The following is an 18,287-nucleotide window of genomic DNA, read 5'->3' on the forward strand; positions in this document are numbered from 1 at the left end:
TTTCCTCATTTAAACTTGGATATTTATTCTTCTTGTAATACAGCTTGGTTGGACAGGTTTGAGCAACCTTGAAATCGGATTTGGAGAGGTAATGCATTTTAAAACTGTTTAATAATTTTTATAATTTCATTTTCATTTTTAAAAGCATAATTCATTTCTTGTAACATAAAATTAATTAAGTCATTCATGCTTCTATTTGAAAACTCACTTATGGATTTAGTTAAATAAATAAAATGCCCATTGCTATATTCGCAAAAAGTAGTTTTTTCGTCAATTTTTAAATTATTATTATTTTTATCTTGTCCTTTTCCTGACAATAAAATGGGTGGATTAATTGAAAAATCATTAAACCATAATTTTTCTTTTGCTAACTTCTTTGATATTTCAATATTTATTTTATTGTGCTTAACATCTGTACAATAAAAACAATGTTTTAGTGTACTACCTTGAATTTGAATACCAATAAAATACTTGTTGTCAAAAATATTATAAAAAACGTTTGTTATTCCAGTAGACCTTGAAAAATCAGATGAAATTATAACTTCACTATTTTTAATTTTTGAGCCAATAATCACTCCAATTTTATTGTGTATATTTTTTAATATCATATCGTGTAATCTCAAATCTCTGATACTTTTCATTGCTGCATTATTTTTAAAATAAAAATTATAACTCAAATTGAGAAAAGTATCATCATCACCAAGACCAAAGTGTTTAAAAATTAAATTTTGATTTTCAATAAAGGAAATATATTTTTCAATTAAGAGTGGTAAATCTTCTATCTCATAATTCAATTTTTTAATATCATTTAGGAAGCAAATAATTTCTTTAGAATAAGTCATTTGTTCCCATTGCACAGTTGTCTCATTTTTTACAATACTTGATGGTAGAGGTGTAAGTAAATATTTTTTTATTTTGTTAACTTCACATTTATCTATTTTTTTTATTTTAGAAATTTTATTATTGTAATCTTCTAATTGTCCTTCAGTTGGAATACTTTTCATTTTATTTTCTATAAATACTAAGTTCCATTTATTCTTAGTTTTCCATTTTATGACAATGTCAATATTTTTTTCTTCTCTAACAATCTGAATTGATTCGTCTGAGTCTGTAAACTCTAATTCAATATAATTTTCAATAAAGATTTTTAAAGTCTCATATTCTCCAATAGAATTTTTTTGTCCAAGTAACCAAACTAAAAAATTACTATGAAATAGTTCTTTTGACCCTAATGATGCTTGAAATAAAAAGTTATTTTTAAGTTCTTTGATGTTTTTATCTATATCCATTTTTGTTTTTAAAACAAATATAATTAATTTATTATTTGTTCTATTTTTTTTTACTTTGATTATTAAATAGTAGATAATTTATAGGCCAATAAGATTTTTCTATGGAGTTAATTTTAAATATTACAACAAGATATGAAATAATATATACCTAAATTATAAATTTTAAAAGTTAAAATTTAGGTAAAATTCGCAATTTTATAGAGTTTTCTTTTGATAAAAATCCTAATATTAAGATTGGAATTTAAAGAAAAATATTTTTTATGAGTAAAGGTCAATTAAAGGCTAGGCCGATAAAGCGTTATCTTAAACCAAAAATTTTCATATACAATTGGAGAATGAATTTATTTCAGCTATACTGTTAATTGTTATTGAGAAAAGATTTAACAATCATTAATTAAATAAGGATTGTAAAGTCTGATAAATTAACATTCATTACTACAAGAGTGGTGGGGAAGTTATTTAAAATTATTATGCTTTGATATTACTGAGTATTAGGGGTGATTAATAATTCAATAAATGATTTTAAGTTAAAATTAATAATATTCATATTTGTAGTTCACTAGACCTCAATTTTTTGGTGTCGGGTAATGGTGTCGGGTTTGGTGTCGGGTAAAACGGTTAAAAACGGTTAAAATCCGAATAATAATTTTTATAAAAAATTGATTATCAGTGATATATAACCAAAATATCACGATTCATAACCCTGAGGTCACGGGTTCAACTCCCGTCTTCGCTACGAAAAACAAGTATTTTAAAATCAACGGATTAGTGTTTACTAATCCGTTTTTTTATGCCAAAAATTTCACGATATTTGAAAAATGAACACGGTTTTGATCACGATTTTAAAGAAAAAGAACACTCTCTTACTTATATCATTTTAAATATTTGGACAAAAAAAGACTCGCTTTAAATGATAAATTCATTTCTTACAACATTATAAACTTGTAAAAGAAAATCGCATACGATTCAAGGTATTTATTAAAAAGAGATTAAAATTAACAGAAACCTTAAATTACAAAAAATCCCTGAAATTTAAATAAATTAAGAAAGGAATATCAATATACTTCCTTAAGATGTATATTGGTTAGAAAGATAAGATTTTGAAGAAGAAGAAACCGAAACAATTTGAAGAAATTTAACTAATTGTAGTATTTTTAAAATTTAATTTCACAAATAAGCAACATAATTTAGTGTTCTTTTAATTACTTATTTTGAAATTGTTATTGATTTTATTCTAAAATCAGATGAATTACTAAATTGTATATAAAGTTTTTTTATTATCTGTTCCTATGAATTTTGTTATATCTTTTTGAAAACGATAAATATCTACATAAAAGATATTTTTCGTTCTTTTCAAAATTTTCTTGAAATATGGATTGACAATTACCACTTTTAGGTTGAGTACACCAGCATCAAGCAATCTGAAATATGTAAAAAAATCGTTATATTCATACACTAATACATAAACACTAAATTTTTTATCATAATTGTAAATATTAAATGTGTCAATTTTATAACAAATTTTTGTGTTGAAAATTTCGAAATAGTCAGAATGAATTTTAATTGTATCTCTATTATCAATAATATAAAAGCTCATAAATCAACTAATAATTTCATTTATCAATAAAATAATTTCTCGTTTGTGTAGATTTAAATTAATTGTTGGAAAAACAGTCTTTGTATTAGAAAACACTTCAAGAAATAAATGATTCTCATATAGAACAATTATATTCTTATTAACTTCAAAATAATCTATAAAATCTATAATATTAAATTCGTTATAATAAACAAAAAATATATAATCAAAAGAGCTTAAACTTACATTTGGGAAATAGTTTTTTTTTATTCTTGTAACCTGAATTTCTTCTGACTCTATATTAAATTTGATTAATCGATAAATATAATTTTTATCATCATATACTAAAATCTTTCTCATAAACAATTATTAAAACAAAAAGGCTATAAAAAAAATTTATTAATCAAACCAAAATAACAACTATAAAAATTTAATTTATTATGATTTTATCATTTGTAATTAATCCATCAATAGTTTTAATTTTTACAATGTATAAACCAGTACTTAAATTTGACGTGGAAATGCTTATCTCAGAATTGAAATCTAAATATTTATTTGAAATAACAAGCTTTCCTGTTGTATCGTATAATTCAAAAGAAATGATTTCTTTTTTTTCAGGGTTAATTATTTTCAATAATTCTAAAGTGGTATCTTGAAAAACTTGCAAAATAGAATGTTCTTCTTGGGGTGATGATAATATATCATTCGTGGTATTAAATGTAATCTCAAATCTAGTTTTATTATCACCAGCGGGTAAAGTTACCTCAAACATATGGTCTTTAATATCATAATAAATATTAGTTTCCTTATCATGAATGTAAACTTTTTGGCTACTATCAAAGCCATATAAAACATCAACTACTTTTATTTTGAAATTTGTTTGAGCTTGACATCTAAATCCTACAGGTATTCTTTTATTTATATCAAAGTTTGTAACATTAATTATAAATTCTTTATCTGAATCATTTAATATGTAATAAAATTCAGCAGATTCTCTTGATGATGAAACACCATCAAATCCATAATCAAATCCATCGGTCGTATTGGAATCAAAACCTAGTGTAGTTGGTCTTATTCCACCATTATTATACATAGCATGAATTCTCATCTGAGGTACAAAACCCTTTTTTACTTGGGTATAATCAATTCCTGCTAAATTGGGAATTGATTCAAAATATTCTGAATTACTTTCGCGAGCAAATTCTGAATTAGTAATAGCTCCTTCTCTTCTATAAACTCTGTAGGAATTTTTCATAGTTAAATTACCATTTGCAGTTCCTTTCACCATAAAGCCTTGACCAACAGGGGAAAATCTTCTTTCATAAAATGCTCCAGAAGTACTTAAATTTGTTTCATAATTACCTGAGGAATCAAAATTCCAAAACGCTGCTGGTGTATATCCAGCTCCTGGAGTATAAATACCATACCCTCCACTATACGCATTTAAATAGTGAGAATTAACTGGAACTTGTTCCCAAAAGTATACTTGACCATTTATCAAACTAGAATTTAATGGATCTAATAAAAAAGAATTCAAATCAATTGAACTAGGATAAGGATTACCAATTAAGGTAAAATTACCAGATGTTACAGGAAGTGTTATTGTGCCATCATTAGGAACGCCCCTAAAATCATATCTTTGATTACTCCCTGAATTATTTTGAATACCATCGTTTATATCCACAATTAAGCTATCTGTCCCAGAAGTACCTTTCATTGTAAAACCAAAACCAGGTAAAATTAAATTATTTGAACCTACATAATTCCACTGGGAATAAGTATTGGATGTAGTAAAAGTATAAATCCAGTACTGTGAAATTGTCAGGGGATTTGAAATTCCATCTAAATTATTTGTTATTATACTATTAGAACTCGAAATTAATCCTGTAGGTTGAAACAACCTTGAAATACCAAAATTCTTATTACCTGATGATAACGAAGGTATACCAACTGGTGAACACCAATAATTGTATTGGTAATTATTTACTGTTCCTTCTTGAAAAATGGAAACACTCCCTAAACCAACATTTGAACCGGTACCTGTAGTTCCTTGCAGCAATTGAGATTGATTTCTAAGAAAGATATTACCATTCAAGTTTAAATTCTGCTTTGTATAAATAAAAGAATTATTAGAATAGATATATGAATTTGATTCAACATAAATTTGTGAACTCAAATAAAAAAAAGATAAATTTAAAAATATTAAAAATATTTTTTTTTGACTATTAATAAATAAACACAACATAAACAAAATATTTAAACTTTAGTTATAATTTTAGCAGAATCATTTTAAATCAACTACTTTTGATAATCAAATAGTAAGGAGAATAAAAATTGGCATAATATTTTTGTAAGACACTCCCCAGATTTTACAATAATAATATTATAACTCAATTTAAAATTCTCCTACTTCTATTTGACTTATTTTTTACAGACAATTAATTAATATTTAAAATATCAAATAGAGGGGAGAAATAAATATTGCCCAAATCTAATTTATATAAAACTACCCCCCAGTAATTTTATTCTTTTTGTATTTTAAGAAATACAAAAGAGTTCTCCCTACTCTATTTGACTTTTAAATTGCTTATATTTTTCAATTCCATAAACTTTTATCATCACAAGTTCAATATTAAAATAAGGTCTGTTTTTTTTTATTTTAATTAGATTATCATAAAAATTTTTCATTTCAAGAAAATCATCTTTAATAACAAAACTTTTTTCTTTGAAAAATAACTTAAAAAAAAACATATGATAAATTTAAATTCAAATAAAAAAACAAGCTACTCAAATAAATTAAGTAGCTTGAATTCAATCAACTTAACTACTTTTTAACTATCTTTTTATAAAACACTTTGTTATCAATAATTATGTTTAATAAATAAATTCCATCCTGTAAATTATCAATTGAAATTTGTGTTTCTCCTGAACCAATACTTTGTTTGTGAACTATTCTACCATTAATATCAAAAACATTTATTTCGCTATTTTCAACATCAAAATTCAACTTCACAATAAAATAATTTGATGCAGGATTAGGATATACCATAATATTATTTTCATAATCAAAACTATCATTTGATAATGCATTAACAATATTTATCATCGCTTGAACCTCTGCAGCTGTTGCTGGTGATGAGAACAAGTTTGGATTGGCATCAATATAAGCTTGATAAGCTGACTCATTTGTTACTATAGCTCCAATAATAACTGGTGAAATTGTATTAATCTGTGCAACTGTTACTACAGAACTAATATTAGATGCATCTGCCTCAATACCTATTTGTGCTAAAACACTTTGTGAAGCATTCACCGCATTTACCATCGCTTGTACCTCTGCAGCTGTTGCTGGTGATGAGAACAAGTTAGGGTTAGCATCAATATAAGCTTGGTATGCTGACTCATTACCTGCTACTAAACCAGTGATAGCTGGTGAAATGGTTTGCAATTGACCAACAGTAACCACAGAACTTACTGTATCAGGTGCATCTCCTTCGTTTCCAATCTGTGCTAATACACTTTGTGAAGCATTCACCGCATTTACCATCGCTTGAACCTCTGCAGCTGTTGCTGGTGATGAGAACAAGTTAGGGTTAGCATCAATATAATCTTGGTATGCTGACTCATTACCTGTTACTAATCCTGTGATAGCTGGTGCAATGGTTTGCAATTGACCAACAGTAACCACAGAGTTTACTGTATCTGGCACATCTCCTTCATTTCCTATTTGTGCTAATACACTTTGTGAAGCATTTACCGCATTTACCATCGCTTGTACCTCTGCAGCTGTTGCTGGCGATGAGAACAAGTTAGGGTTAGCGTCAATATACGCTTGATAAGCCGATTGATTTGCTACGATTGCTCCTGTAATAGCTGGTGAAATCGAGTTGATTTGAGCAACTGTTACTACTGAAGTAACTACGTTTGGAGAATCTCCTTCGTTTCCAATTTGTACTAACACACTCGAAGCTCCATTTACAGCATTTACCATCGCTTGAACCTCTGCAGCTGTTGCTGGCGATGAGAACAAGTTAGGATTAGCATCAATATAATCTTGGTATGCTAACTCATTACCTGCTACTAAGCCAGTGATAGCTGGTGAAATGGTTTGCATTTGTGCTACCGTTACTACAGAATTTACTGTATCTGGTGCGTCTCCTTCATTTCCGATTTGTGCTAATACACTTTGAGATGCATTTACTGCATTTACCATTGCTTGAACCTCCGCAGCTGTTGCTGGTGACGAGAACAAGTTTGGATTCGCATCAATATACGCTTGATAAGCCGATTGATTTGCTACGATTGCTCCTGTAATAGCTGGTGAAATCGAGTTGATTTGAGCAACTGTTACTACTGAAGGAACCGTATTTGGTAAATCTCCTTCGTTTCCGATTTGTGCTAATACACTTTGTGAAGCATTTACCGCATTTACCATCGCTTGAACCTCTGCAGCAGTTGCTGGTGATGAGAACAAGTTTGGATTAGCATCAATATAATCTTGGTATACAGTTTGGTTACCCGCTACTAAGCCAGTGATAGCTGGTGAAATGGTTTGCATTTGTGCTACCGTTACTACAGAATTTACTGTATCTGGTGCGTCTCCTTCATTTCCGATTTGTGCTAATACACTTTGAGATGCATTCACCGCATTTACCATTGCTTGAACCTCTGCAACCGTAGCTGGAGATGAGAACAAGTTAGGGTTAGCATCGATATAATCTTGGTAAGCTGATTCATTTGCTGCTACTAATCCTGTAATTGCAGGAGAGATAGTTTGCATTTGTGCTACGGTTACCACTGAGTTTACGGTATCCGGTGCATCACCTTCATTACCAATTTGTGCTAATACACTTTGTGATGCATTTACCGCATTTACCATCGCTTGAACTTCTGCAGCTGTTGCTGGTGATGAGAACAAGTTAGGATTAGCATCAATATAATCTTGGTATACAGTTTGGTTACCCGCTACTAAGCCAGTGATAGCTGGTGAAATGGTTTGCATTTGTGCTACCGTTACTACAGAATTTACTGTATCTGGTGCGTCTCCTTCATTTCCGATTTGTGCTAAAACACTTTGTGAAGCATTCACCGCATTTACCATTGCTTGAACCTCTGCAGCTGTTGCTGGTGATGAGAACAAGTTAGGATTAGCATCAATATAATCTTGGTATACAGTTTGGTTACCCGCTACTAAGCCAGTGATAGCTGGTGAAATGGTTTGCATTTGTGCTACCGTTACTACAGAGTTTACTGTATCTGGTGCATCTCCTTCATTTCCTATTTGTGCCAATACACTTTGAGATGCATTTACTGCATTTACCATTGCTTGAACCTCTGCAGCTGTTGCTGGCGATGAGAACAAGTTAGGGTTAGCGTCAATATACGCTTGATAAGCCGATTGATTTGCTACGATTGCTCCTGTAATAGCTGGTGAAATCGAGTTGATTTGAGCAACTGTTACTACTGAAGGAACCGTATTTGGTAAATCTCCTTCGTTTCCGATTTGTGCTAATACACTTTGTGAAGCATTTACTGCATTTACCATTGCTTGAACCTCCGCAGCTGTTGCTGGTGACGAGAACAAGTTTGGATTCGCATCTATATAATCTTGGTAAGCAGATTCATTTGCTGCTACTAATCCTGTAATTGCAGGAGAAATGGTTTGCATTTGTGCTACCGTTACTACAGAATTTACTGTATCTGGTGCGTCTCCTTCATTTCCGATTTGTGCTAATACACTTTGAGATGCATTTACTGCATTTACCATTGCTTGTACTTCCGCTTGTGTTGCTGGCGATGAGAACAAGTTTGGATTCGCATCAATATACGCTTGATAAGCCGATTGATTTGCTACGATTGCTCCTGTAATAGCTGGTGAAATCGAGTTGATTTGAGCAACTGTTACTACTGAAGGAACCGTATTTGGTAAATCTCCTTCGTTTCCGATTTGTGCTAAAACACTTTGTGAAGCATTCACCGCATTTACCATTGCTTGAACCTCTGCAACCGTAGCTGGAGATGAGAACAAGTTAGGGTTAGCATCGATATAATCTTGGTAAGCTGATTCATTTGCTGCTACTAATCCTGTAATTGCAGGAGAGATAGTTTGCATTTGTGCTACGGTTACCACTGAGTTTACGGTATCCGGTGCATCACCTTCATTACCAATTTGTGCTAATACACTTTGTGATGCATTTACCGCATTTACCATCGCTTGTACTTCCGCTTGTGTTGCTGGCGATGAGAACAAGTTTGGATTCGCATCAATATACGCTTGATAAGCCGATTGATTTGCTACGATTGCTCCTGTAATAGCTGGTGAAATCGAGTTGATTTGAGCAACTGTTACTACTGAAGGAACCGTATTTGGTAAATCTCCTTCGTTTCCGATTTGTGCTAATACACTTTGTGAAGCATTTACCGCATTTACCATCGCTTGAACCTCTGCAACCGTAGCTGGAGATGAGAACAAGTTTGGATTCGCATCTATATAATCTTGGTAAGCTGATTCATTTGCTGCTACTAATCCTGTAATTGCAGGAGAGATAGTTTGCATTTGTGCTACGGTTACCACTGAGTTTACTGTATCTGGTGCATCTCCTTCATTACCAATTTGTGCTAATACACTTTGTGAAGCATTAACCGCATTTACCATCGCTTGAACCTCTGCAGCAGTTGCTGGTGATGAGAACAAGTTTGGATTAGCGTCAATAAAATCTTGGTATGCAGTTTGGTTACCTGCTACTAATCCTGTAATTGCAGGAGAAATAGTTTGCATTTGTGCTACTGTAACAGTTGAAGCGGCAGAAGTATTATCTGCTTCTTGACCTATTTGAGTAAGAACATTAACTTGAGTGCCAAAAGTGAAATATTGATTATTGTCTAAGTCAACATTTGTAGCCACCCAATCTGTTCCTACTAAAGTCATTTGAACTTCTGTTGAACCAGAAGTAAAATCACCATCAGCATCCATAATTAAATAAATCGCACCTAATTGAGCAGGCAATTTAGAAGCTAAAGACGATGTACTTGCAGGAACACTAATAGTATAGGTAGCATCAGTACCTGTTTCTTTAACATACCAAGTTCTTGCAATTCGTTGGCGCAAATAAGGTGCTCCCGTTGTAGAAAAAGTATTGAAAGCAGCAGTTGTATTACCAAAAGCTAAAAAATCTAAGTTGGTAAAAGTACTGGTGTTAGCACTGTTAGTTGCTGTAATTGCAGCTTTGCTGATCGTTACTAAACTTGAAGGACTTACCGATTTTGATTGTTTTTGTGTTAGTCCAGAAACATTATCACGTCCAATTACAGTAATATTATTGTTAAATGTTGGATTTTCAGTAATCGACCAAATAGATGTTGTTCCATTTGATGCGATATAATCATGTGATAATGTTAGACCGTACTTGATACCGAGATATGAATTAACTCTATCACGCTCAATATTTGTTAAACTTGAGTTGTAATAGATAACCTCAGGAATATTTCCAGCAAGACCAAATGAATTACCCCCAATTTTGATATAATCATATACATCAGCTGTAATGTTATCTGTAAAAGATACGAAGTTACCGTTTAAACCAACAAGTTTATTATTAGTACCAGTTGCACTTGTTATTTGACCAGAAATTAAATAGAGCTGATTTGCAGTAAGAACACCTGGATGGGCTCTCAATTGAGTTCCTCCACCGTTGTTAAACCAAAAAATAGCACGATCTACACCACCACCATCTTTATTAATTCCTATAGAGAAACGATGCGTACCACTCCCGTTTGTTGAGGTACTAAACCTTAAAATGTGATTATATGTAGGATCAATATCTTGAGATTTAGAAGCTACACCAAAGGATGTGTACAGACGTCCAAGTGAGGCAGGAGAGAGTGAACCTGTAGCTGGTAATAAGCCATAAAAGTTAGAACCAGCACCTCCACCTTGCGTTGGAAAAGTGTAATAAGGATTAAAATTAGTTACAGCACTTCCAGAATTTAAAGTTGGAGAACCTGTACCTGTTTCTGTTAAATTGAAAGTTGTATTTTTTGCTCCCCAAGTTGTAAGGGTTGCATTTACACCGGCGTCATACCAAAGTGCTAAACCATTAGCTACGCCTCCTGGTACAGGAATACTACCTCCAAAGGAAAAATATTCACCATCGTTAAATGTAACTGTAGCTGTTAAATATGAAACGCCATTTAAAGTTACGTTACCTGTAAGCTCTATAAATGTATCAGAGGAGTTAAAAGTTGCATCGTTAGATTTTATTAAATTTAAATTACTTATTGCATCTGCTGCAGGCCAAGCAACAGTAACAGTTCCTACTGAACCTGTATTTTGAACTCTCCAAATTGCACCAAATCTCAACGGTACATTTGTAGAACCAGGAACCGCAGTGTTAAGAGTCTTTGAACCTCCATTATCACCCCATATCAAGAATTGACCGTCTGCTAAATCATTTGTGTTTGCTGGATTGGTATTAAATAATGTAGTACCATTCCCAATTAAAACTTGACTACCAGTGTTGCTACTCATAGATTGTTTTTGATGCAATCCTGAGGCATTATCACGGGCGATACCAGCTATGTTGTTAGTGTAACCAGAATTAGTACTAGCGGACCAAACTACATTACCTGATGAATTCAAGTAGTCAAAAGTACCGGTAGTAAAATTGACACTACGTAATGTTGTTCCATATTTTAAAGCTAAGTAACTATCAATTCTATTTTGTTCAGCTGGGGTAATCTGTCTTGAGTAGTAAATAAATTCACCAATATTACCGTTATATGCCGTACCATAATCGCTATCACCACCCACTCTGTAAATATTGTCTGCAAATGTTATATTTCCGACATTATTGAAAGATTGAGTAAAACCGTTGTATCTTGTATTTACAAGCAAATTAGCAGCAGTACTACCCAAACCATTTTGCCATGCTGCCCCAACAATATTAGGTATGTTAATATCAATATTGTTTGATAGTATTGAATTTGCGCCTTGAAAAAAAACGTATTGGTTAGTACCAAAGGAGTAAACTCCAGGATAATTCATAACATCTCCAAAACCCATTATCCCTGAATCAAGAGTGGTACTAGCTTGTTTAGAAGCAAAATACAAAGTTCCCTGTGATTTTGCAGTAGCGGGCCCAGAAAACAAATAAGACATATATTGTTTTGTTCCTGTATTAAAAAACCTTACAGTTGGGTTAAAATTTAATAAAACATTTGGTGTGTAAGTTGGTCTTGCAGCAGCGGTTGCTTGTGAAAGATTTACACCGTTATTATTAAAATCATTCCATTGTTGAATAGTACTTCCATCAACTGCTGGTGTTGTTCCAGCATTGGAAAACACTCCCACATCTGCTCTATGCCAAGCAGCTAAACCACTTGTAACACCACCTGGAGCTTGAGCAAAGGTAAAAACTGAAAATAAGAGAACCATAAATAAATACGATAATCGATGTCGTAAATAATTGGTATTCAGTTTTAAATTAAAAATAATTTTGTTTTTCATTGTTAAAAAATTTAATTAATATTTTGATTAAAAATTAAAAAGCTTTTACTTGCCTAATTCTAATGTAGGCTTTTGAACCATTGCATGTACCGCCTGGGCAAGTAGAAACATTTACAGTGGCTGGTACAGGGTTTTGAACTGCAATGGACATTTCTAGTTGATAAAATGTTTTATCATTTGGATCTGCAGATGACCAGTTGACATACTGTATTTCTGGCAAATTGCTGTAGTAAACGCCAGGATCACCCCAATTTGTAAAATTAGAAGCATTTTGCACCGTTGCTGTAACAAGTGCACTACTACCTGCATATTGCCCAACCCAGGCATTTCGAGTCATTCTCACTTGATTATTCGCAGCGGTTCCGCTAACAGCACCATTCCAAATCGTGTAAGTATTCTGTATAATGTCTATATCTGAAGTACCAGCGGTGTTGTACCTTAGCTGAACATTTGTTTCTGGATATGTACCGCCTTGGTAGATAAAAAATCGAGCAGAAAACTTTCCATCTGGAGTAGTACCAACAAATTCATAACCAACTCTTGGTGTACTAACAAGAGTCAAAGGACCTGCAAAAGCAACTTCTTTTATTTCAGCATTACTAGAATTTCCAACAACAGCTGTACAAGATTGTGCTGCTGTTAAAAAAGGAACTAAATTATTTCCTGATGCGCCTTGTATATTTATAGAAGTAGATGTAGGAGATGATACAGTAGGAGTTCCAGTTACCGAAAAGATTAATTCACCACTACCAAAATTTAGTGTACCAGCTCTCAATACAAATTGTAATCCATTTACCGTCACAGTAGCACCAGCATCATAGGTACCTCCATTGCCACCAGTGTAAGGTACTTTTAAATTTCCAACATAAGGTGTTCCACTAGTATAAGATTGTGGTTCAAGAGTAGCATTCGAACACAAAAGTGTAGCTATAGCAGGAGGAGTTAATGAAGAATTGTCAAATTTTCTCCATTCCGTTCCATTCCAAAAGTACAAACCTTGTGTAAAAATTGTTCCAATATTGTAAATGATTAAACCAACAGGCTGGTTTGAAACTAAACCATCGCCATCAGAGTTTAAATCTAAAGTGCGAGAAGTTAGATTAATTCGCGGTATTAATATCCCTTGGTTAACAGATGACACATCAAGTTTGGCATAAGCATTAGGAATTGCACTTCCAACCGCGACACTACCACTTCTACCTATATTAGAGGTAACGTCTTCACCTGTTACTGCCCAAGCATCACCATCAGCAATTCCAGACACAGGTATCCAAGCAGTACCATTCCAATAATGAAATCCTCTTGTAAAAGTACCAGAATCGGCAATCAAATACACCAATTGACCATTTACAGTACCATTTACAGATAAGGAGTTAACTCTGGGCACAAGAATTCCATCACCAGGATCAACGGTTCCTGGAGTGGTAGTATGATTTTTAGCTCTTACATCCAGAGTTGCTTCAGGTGTAACTGTAGCAATCCCAACTTGACTAAAAGAAAATTCAAATATAAATAAGAGCAGAATAGAGAGAATTGATTTTTTACACATGTTTTGCAGGGGTTGTAGGGATTAAAACACCGCAAATATATGTAGGCAGTACAAAACAGGTGAAATAAAAAAACCCTCAAAAACACGCAAAATAATTTTACGTGTTTTTGAGGGAAGTAAATGGGATTTTATTTTTACTAAGAAGAAATAAAATAAACACTGAATTTTTCTGTTAAATTTAGTTTTTTCTTTATTCTATATTTTCTGCTTTCAACAGATTTAGGAGTTGTATTTGAAATTTGAGCAATATCCTTTGTATTGAGTCCTAGTTTAGTGAGTGCACATATATAAAGTTCATTAACCGTTAAATCTTTATCATAAAATAGCTCTGAATTAAAAAAATCAGGATAAATAATTTCAAATTTTTCCAAAAACAATATGTTATTAATTTTTGCAATTTCAATAAGTTCTTCTAAATCTTTACTGTTTAAATTTTGAACCTTACTTTCCGAAGTTGTATTTAATACTTTATTAAAAACAATTTTAGAATTATGATGCTCTCTCTGATATAAAAATATTAAATTATAACTAATAACTAATAAACAGGTTAAAATTGCAGAAATATTGTGTAAATCGATATTTATGTTTATATTTTGACTAGTTTCTTTAAAATAAATTTCTGAAAAACCAAGTAATACAAAAATTAAAAAAGTGATAAGTATGATGATTAAAATTTTAATTTTATCTGTTTTTAAATCAAATATTAGAGGGATGCTAGTAATAATGGTAAACTGGAAAAAAGCATTGTTAATAATAAAATTTAAAGAGTAAGCAACTAAATAATGTAAAAAAATTTAAGTAAATAATAAAAAATAGTGCGAGAATCTTTAAATTATTAAGAGTGAAAGAAAAAAACTTAATGACAAAAATTGCTGAAAAAGTAAAAATAAATGTTGCTAAATGAATTAGACTATAAATTGATAACCCATCATATAAAAAAAATATTAAAAAGTAGTATAAATATATAAAAGATAAAAAAATTAAATATCTTCTTATATTTTTATAATAATCATTAGAGAAAATTTGAAATTTAAATCCGCTATACATACCACCCGTATTTGAATTTCAAAAATAAAACAAAAAAAGGTTCTATTAGTATAATTGTATTATGTATTTTTGATGTATTGTTTATTTTTTTCTTCATTACAAATTATCAAACACGATTTACGAATAATAAAGAGATTTTACACTCGTAAAAGCAGAAAAAAATTAAAAAAAATACAACGGCATGTTTTTGGTTACATTTCCGTTTACATCTTAAAACCCTCTAATCCATTGATAATGAAATTAAAAAAACTTTTTATATTTTTATCTATATTCATTTGTTCTTTAAGCTATTCCCAATTAAAAACTATAAAAAACAAAACCTCTTATCCATTTTGGATTAATGTTCCAGAAAAAGAAAAAATAGAAAAACAACCTGTCCTAATATTTCTTCACGGAAAAAGTTTATCAGGGACAGATTTAAATAGGGTAAGACGCTATGGTGTTTTATATGCTATGGATAAAGGCAAAAAAATTCCTGGTATTGTTATTGCTCCTCAATTAGCGAAAGGAAACTGGAATCCAGATAAAGTCTTAGAAGTTTTAGAATACGTAAAGAAAAATTATAACGTAGACGAATCTAGAATTTATGTTTGTGGCATGAGCTTAGGTGGATATGGGACATTACATTTTGCTGGAAAACATGCCGATAAAATTACTGCTGCAGTAGCTATTTGTGGTGGTGGAAATGTTAGTGATGGCTGCAAATTAGCTACTATTCCTCTTTGGATTCAACATGGCGATGTAGATTATATTGTTCCAATGTCGGAATCAAAAAAAGTAGTAGATGCTATAAAAAAATGTAATGAAAATGCCGATGTTACTTTTACCATAATAAAAGGTGGAAATCATGGTAATGTGGAACGCCTTTTCCATGAGGACGCTATATATGATTGGTTATTTAAACAGAAAAGAAACTAATCAGATTCTTTGGCTTATCTTTGCCGAATGAATATCACATTATTATCTTCACCTTTACAAGGATTTACCGATTTTAGATTTCGAAATGCTTTTCACAAATATTTTGGCGGAATTGATACATTTTATTCTCCTTATATTAAGTTAAACGGGAAATTAGTCGTAAAAGGGTCGTATGAACGTGATATTCTTCCAGAAAACAATAATACTTTAGAAGTTATTCCGCAAATTATTACCAATGATGCAGAAGAATTTTTATTCGTCGCAAAATATGTGCAGCAATTTGGTTACAAAGAATTAAATTGGAATTTAGGTTGTCCCTATCCTATGGTTGCAAAATGCGGAATGGGTTCAGGATTAATTAGCAATACTTCACAAATTGAACATATTTTAAAACGCGTTCACAATGAAACGGATATAATTGTTTCGATGAAAATGCGGATGGGTTATGAAAATCCAACTGAAATTTTAGAGGTTTTTCCTATTTTAGATCAATATCCAATTAAAAACATTGCAATTCATGCCCGAATTGGAAAACAATTATATAAGGGTGGTGTAGATTTAGAATCATTTCAAAAATGCTTAAACCATACAAAACATAAAATTTATTATAATGGAGATATTACTTCGGTAACTAAATTTAAAGAATTACAAGAACAATTTCCTTCCATCGACCATTGGATGATTGGAAGAGGTTTAATTGCCGATCCATTTCTACCGTTTATGATTAAAAACAATACAACGGAATATCCCAAAAAAAGATTTGAAATTTTCGAAGCGTTTCATGACGAAATTTACCGAGAATACGATGCGTATTTACAAGGTCCTACCCCTATTCGAATGAAAATGCTTGGCTTTTGGGAGTACTTTTCAGAATCTTTTTCTGATCCTCAAAAAACCTATAAAAAAATTAAAAAAGCAGGCAATGCTAAAAATTACGAAAAAATTGTTAAAGAAATATTTAAAAACACTAAATAACTAGTAATCAATTTTTTAATATCCCAACAACCATTATATATTCATCTAATCATTAGTCTTCATCAGTTATTAATAAAAACATAACGGTTATTAATTATCTATTTAATATTGTGTAATTTTTCAATAAATTTATATGTAATTTAATTTGCTTAAAAGCAATTATTATATAAAATTATATACTCCTTCAACTGTAGTTTTCAATTATTTGCCATAAAATAAATTTCTTCCCCCGATAAAAGTAATGAACTAAACTTTTAATTAAAGAAATAAAATTATGAAAAAAGAAGGCTCATCTAGAAAGCTAAATTTAGTATTAAATTTAATTTTCATTTTAAATTTTTTTGTTGTTTTATCTCAAAAACAGATAAGTTATCAAGGTTTTGACAGTAGTTCTGAGGATAACTGGAACTATAATTCAACTTTAAATTCTGGCTCAATTGGTGTAAATTCTTCAACCTATTTTTCATCACCAAATTCATTACGCCTAGGAGGCTCAAGCAGTAGCACACCTGACGATCCTTACATAAGCTTTGACAACGTAAACATTAGCAATTATACAAATGTAATCTTAAATCTATATTTTTCATCAAATGGAACTCCTGACGACAATGATGATTTATTTTTAGATATTTCTTACGATAATGGCGTTTCATATGCAACATCAATAAAGCTAATTGATGGAAAAACAAGTACTACATCAGATGTTTATGCGTTCAATCATGCTGCAAGTAGTGGTAATACTGTAGGATCACCCTATACATTTTCTATTCCAAATGGCAACACACAAGTTAAGATTAGAATCCGATTTGATGAATTAAATGGTTCAAATAATACCTCCGATTATTATTTCATTGACAATGTAAGTTTGTATGGAAATATTATAGGAAATCATTTAGAAATTCTTGGAACTAACAATAATGTAATACCACATAATGCCTCAGCTACCTCTAATTATGGAAGTGACTTTGGTGAAACTCAAATAATCTCTGATCCTGTATTGAGAACTTTTAGTGTTAAAAATATTGGTTCAAACACAATTAACTTAACAGGAACTCCAATCATACAAATAAATGGAAGTTCTGATTTTACAGTTATACAAAACCCGAATAGCAGTATAAATATCAACAATTCTAGTACTTTTCAAATACAATTTAATCCAAGCTCTATTGGAACTAAAACTGCACAAATATCTATTGCAAGTAACAGCGATGATGTAAGTCCGTTTTTGTTTGACATTACAGGAAAAGGAATTCAAACTTTTTATGATAGTGACAATGATGGAATTTTTGACAATATTGACATAGATGATGATAATGATGGAATTAAAGACAATATTGAAGAGTCAAATTGCAATTCCTTAAATGGAAATAAAGTAAATTAACCCGTAGTGCATTATAAAAAAAGTTGCTCAAAACACTAAAAATTAGT

General features: G+C 31.2%; 10 protein-coding genes. 3 read left to right on the forward strand and 7 right to left on the reverse strand.

The window, feature by feature from the left end:
* Positions 1 to 98: 98 nt before the first annotated feature.
* From Q0075_RS00350 to Q0075_RS00380, 7 genes are all read right to left on the reverse strand, one after another.
* Complete coding sequence (locus Q0075_RS00350) at positions 99 to 1,289, reverse strand: PD-(D/E)XK nuclease family protein (RefSeq protein ID WP_297867782.1); 1,191 nt, start codon at positions 1,287 to 1,289, stop codon at positions 99 to 101.
* Between the two features lie 1,252 nt (positions 1,290 to 2,541).
* The gene (locus tag Q0075_RS00355; protein ID WP_297867783.1) at positions 2,542 to 2,886 is read right to left on the reverse strand and encodes a hypothetical protein; all 345 of its coding nucleotides are present in this window, start codon (positions 2,884 to 2,886) and stop codon (positions 2,542 to 2,544) included.
* Positions 2,887 to 2,889: 3 nt separating this feature from the next.
* On the reverse strand, positions 2,890 to 3,225 hold the full coding sequence (locus Q0075_RS00360) for a hypothetical protein (RefSeq protein ID WP_291109688.1): 336 nt from the start codon (positions 3,223 to 3,225) through the stop codon (positions 2,890 to 2,892).
* 70 nt (positions 3,226 to 3,295) lie between these two features.
* Positions 3,296 to 4,960: a T9SS type A sorting domain-containing protein gene (locus Q0075_RS00365; protein ID WP_297867784.1), complete on the reverse strand. Its 1,665-nt coding sequence runs from the start codon at positions 4,958 to 4,960 to the stop codon at positions 3,296 to 3,298.
* Between the two features lie 729 nt (positions 4,961 to 5,689).
* Positions 5,690 to 12,370 carry a T9SS type A sorting domain-containing protein gene (locus tag Q0075_RS00370; protein WP_297867785.1) on the reverse strand — a complete coding sequence of 2,227 codons (6,681 nt, stop codon included), beginning with the start codon at positions 12,368 to 12,370 and terminating at the stop codon, positions 5,690 to 5,692.
* A gap of 34 nt (positions 12,371 to 12,404) precedes the next feature.
* Positions 12,405 to 13,919, reverse strand: a complete 1,515-nt coding sequence (locus Q0075_RS00375) for a hypothetical protein (RefSeq protein ID WP_297867786.1) — start codon at positions 13,917 to 13,919, stop codon at positions 12,405 to 12,407.
* Positions 13,920 to 14,056: 137 nt separating this feature from the next.
* The gene (locus Q0075_RS00380) at positions 14,057 to 14,290 is read right to left on the reverse strand and encodes a LuxR C-terminal-related transcriptional regulator (RefSeq protein ID WP_297867787.1); all 234 of its coding nucleotides are present in this window, start codon (positions 14,288 to 14,290) and stop codon (positions 14,057 to 14,059) included.
* A gap of 910 nt (positions 14,291 to 15,200) precedes the next feature.
* Here Q0075_RS00380 and Q0075_RS00385 point away from each other — a divergent pair.
* The 3 genes from Q0075_RS00385 (at position 15,201) to Q0075_RS00395 (ending at position 18,240) form a co-directional block, all read left to right on the forward strand.
* The gene (locus tag Q0075_RS00385) at positions 15,201 to 15,884 is read left to right on the forward strand and encodes a prolyl oligopeptidase family serine peptidase (RefSeq protein WP_297867788.1); all 684 of its coding nucleotides are present in this window, start codon (positions 15,201 to 15,203) and stop codon (positions 15,882 to 15,884) included.
* Between the two features lie 27 nt (positions 15,885 to 15,911).
* Positions 15,912 to 16,859, forward strand: a complete 948-nt coding sequence (locus tag Q0075_RS00390) for a tRNA-dihydrouridine synthase family protein (RefSeq protein WP_297867789.1) — start codon at positions 15,912 to 15,914, stop codon at positions 16,857 to 16,859.
* A 274-nt stretch (positions 16,860 to 17,133) separates the two neighbouring features.
* A complete protein-coding gene (locus Q0075_RS00395; RefSeq protein WP_297867790.1) occupies positions 17,134 to 18,240 on the forward strand; it encodes a choice-of-anchor D domain-containing protein in 1,107 nt (368 codons plus the stop codon).
* Positions 18,241 to 18,287 lie beyond the last annotated feature (47 nt).

The organism is uncultured Flavobacterium sp. (assembly GCF_937967675.1).
Taxonomy (GTDB): Bacteria; Bacteroidota; Bacteroidia; order Flavobacteriales; family Flavobacteriaceae; genus Flavobacterium.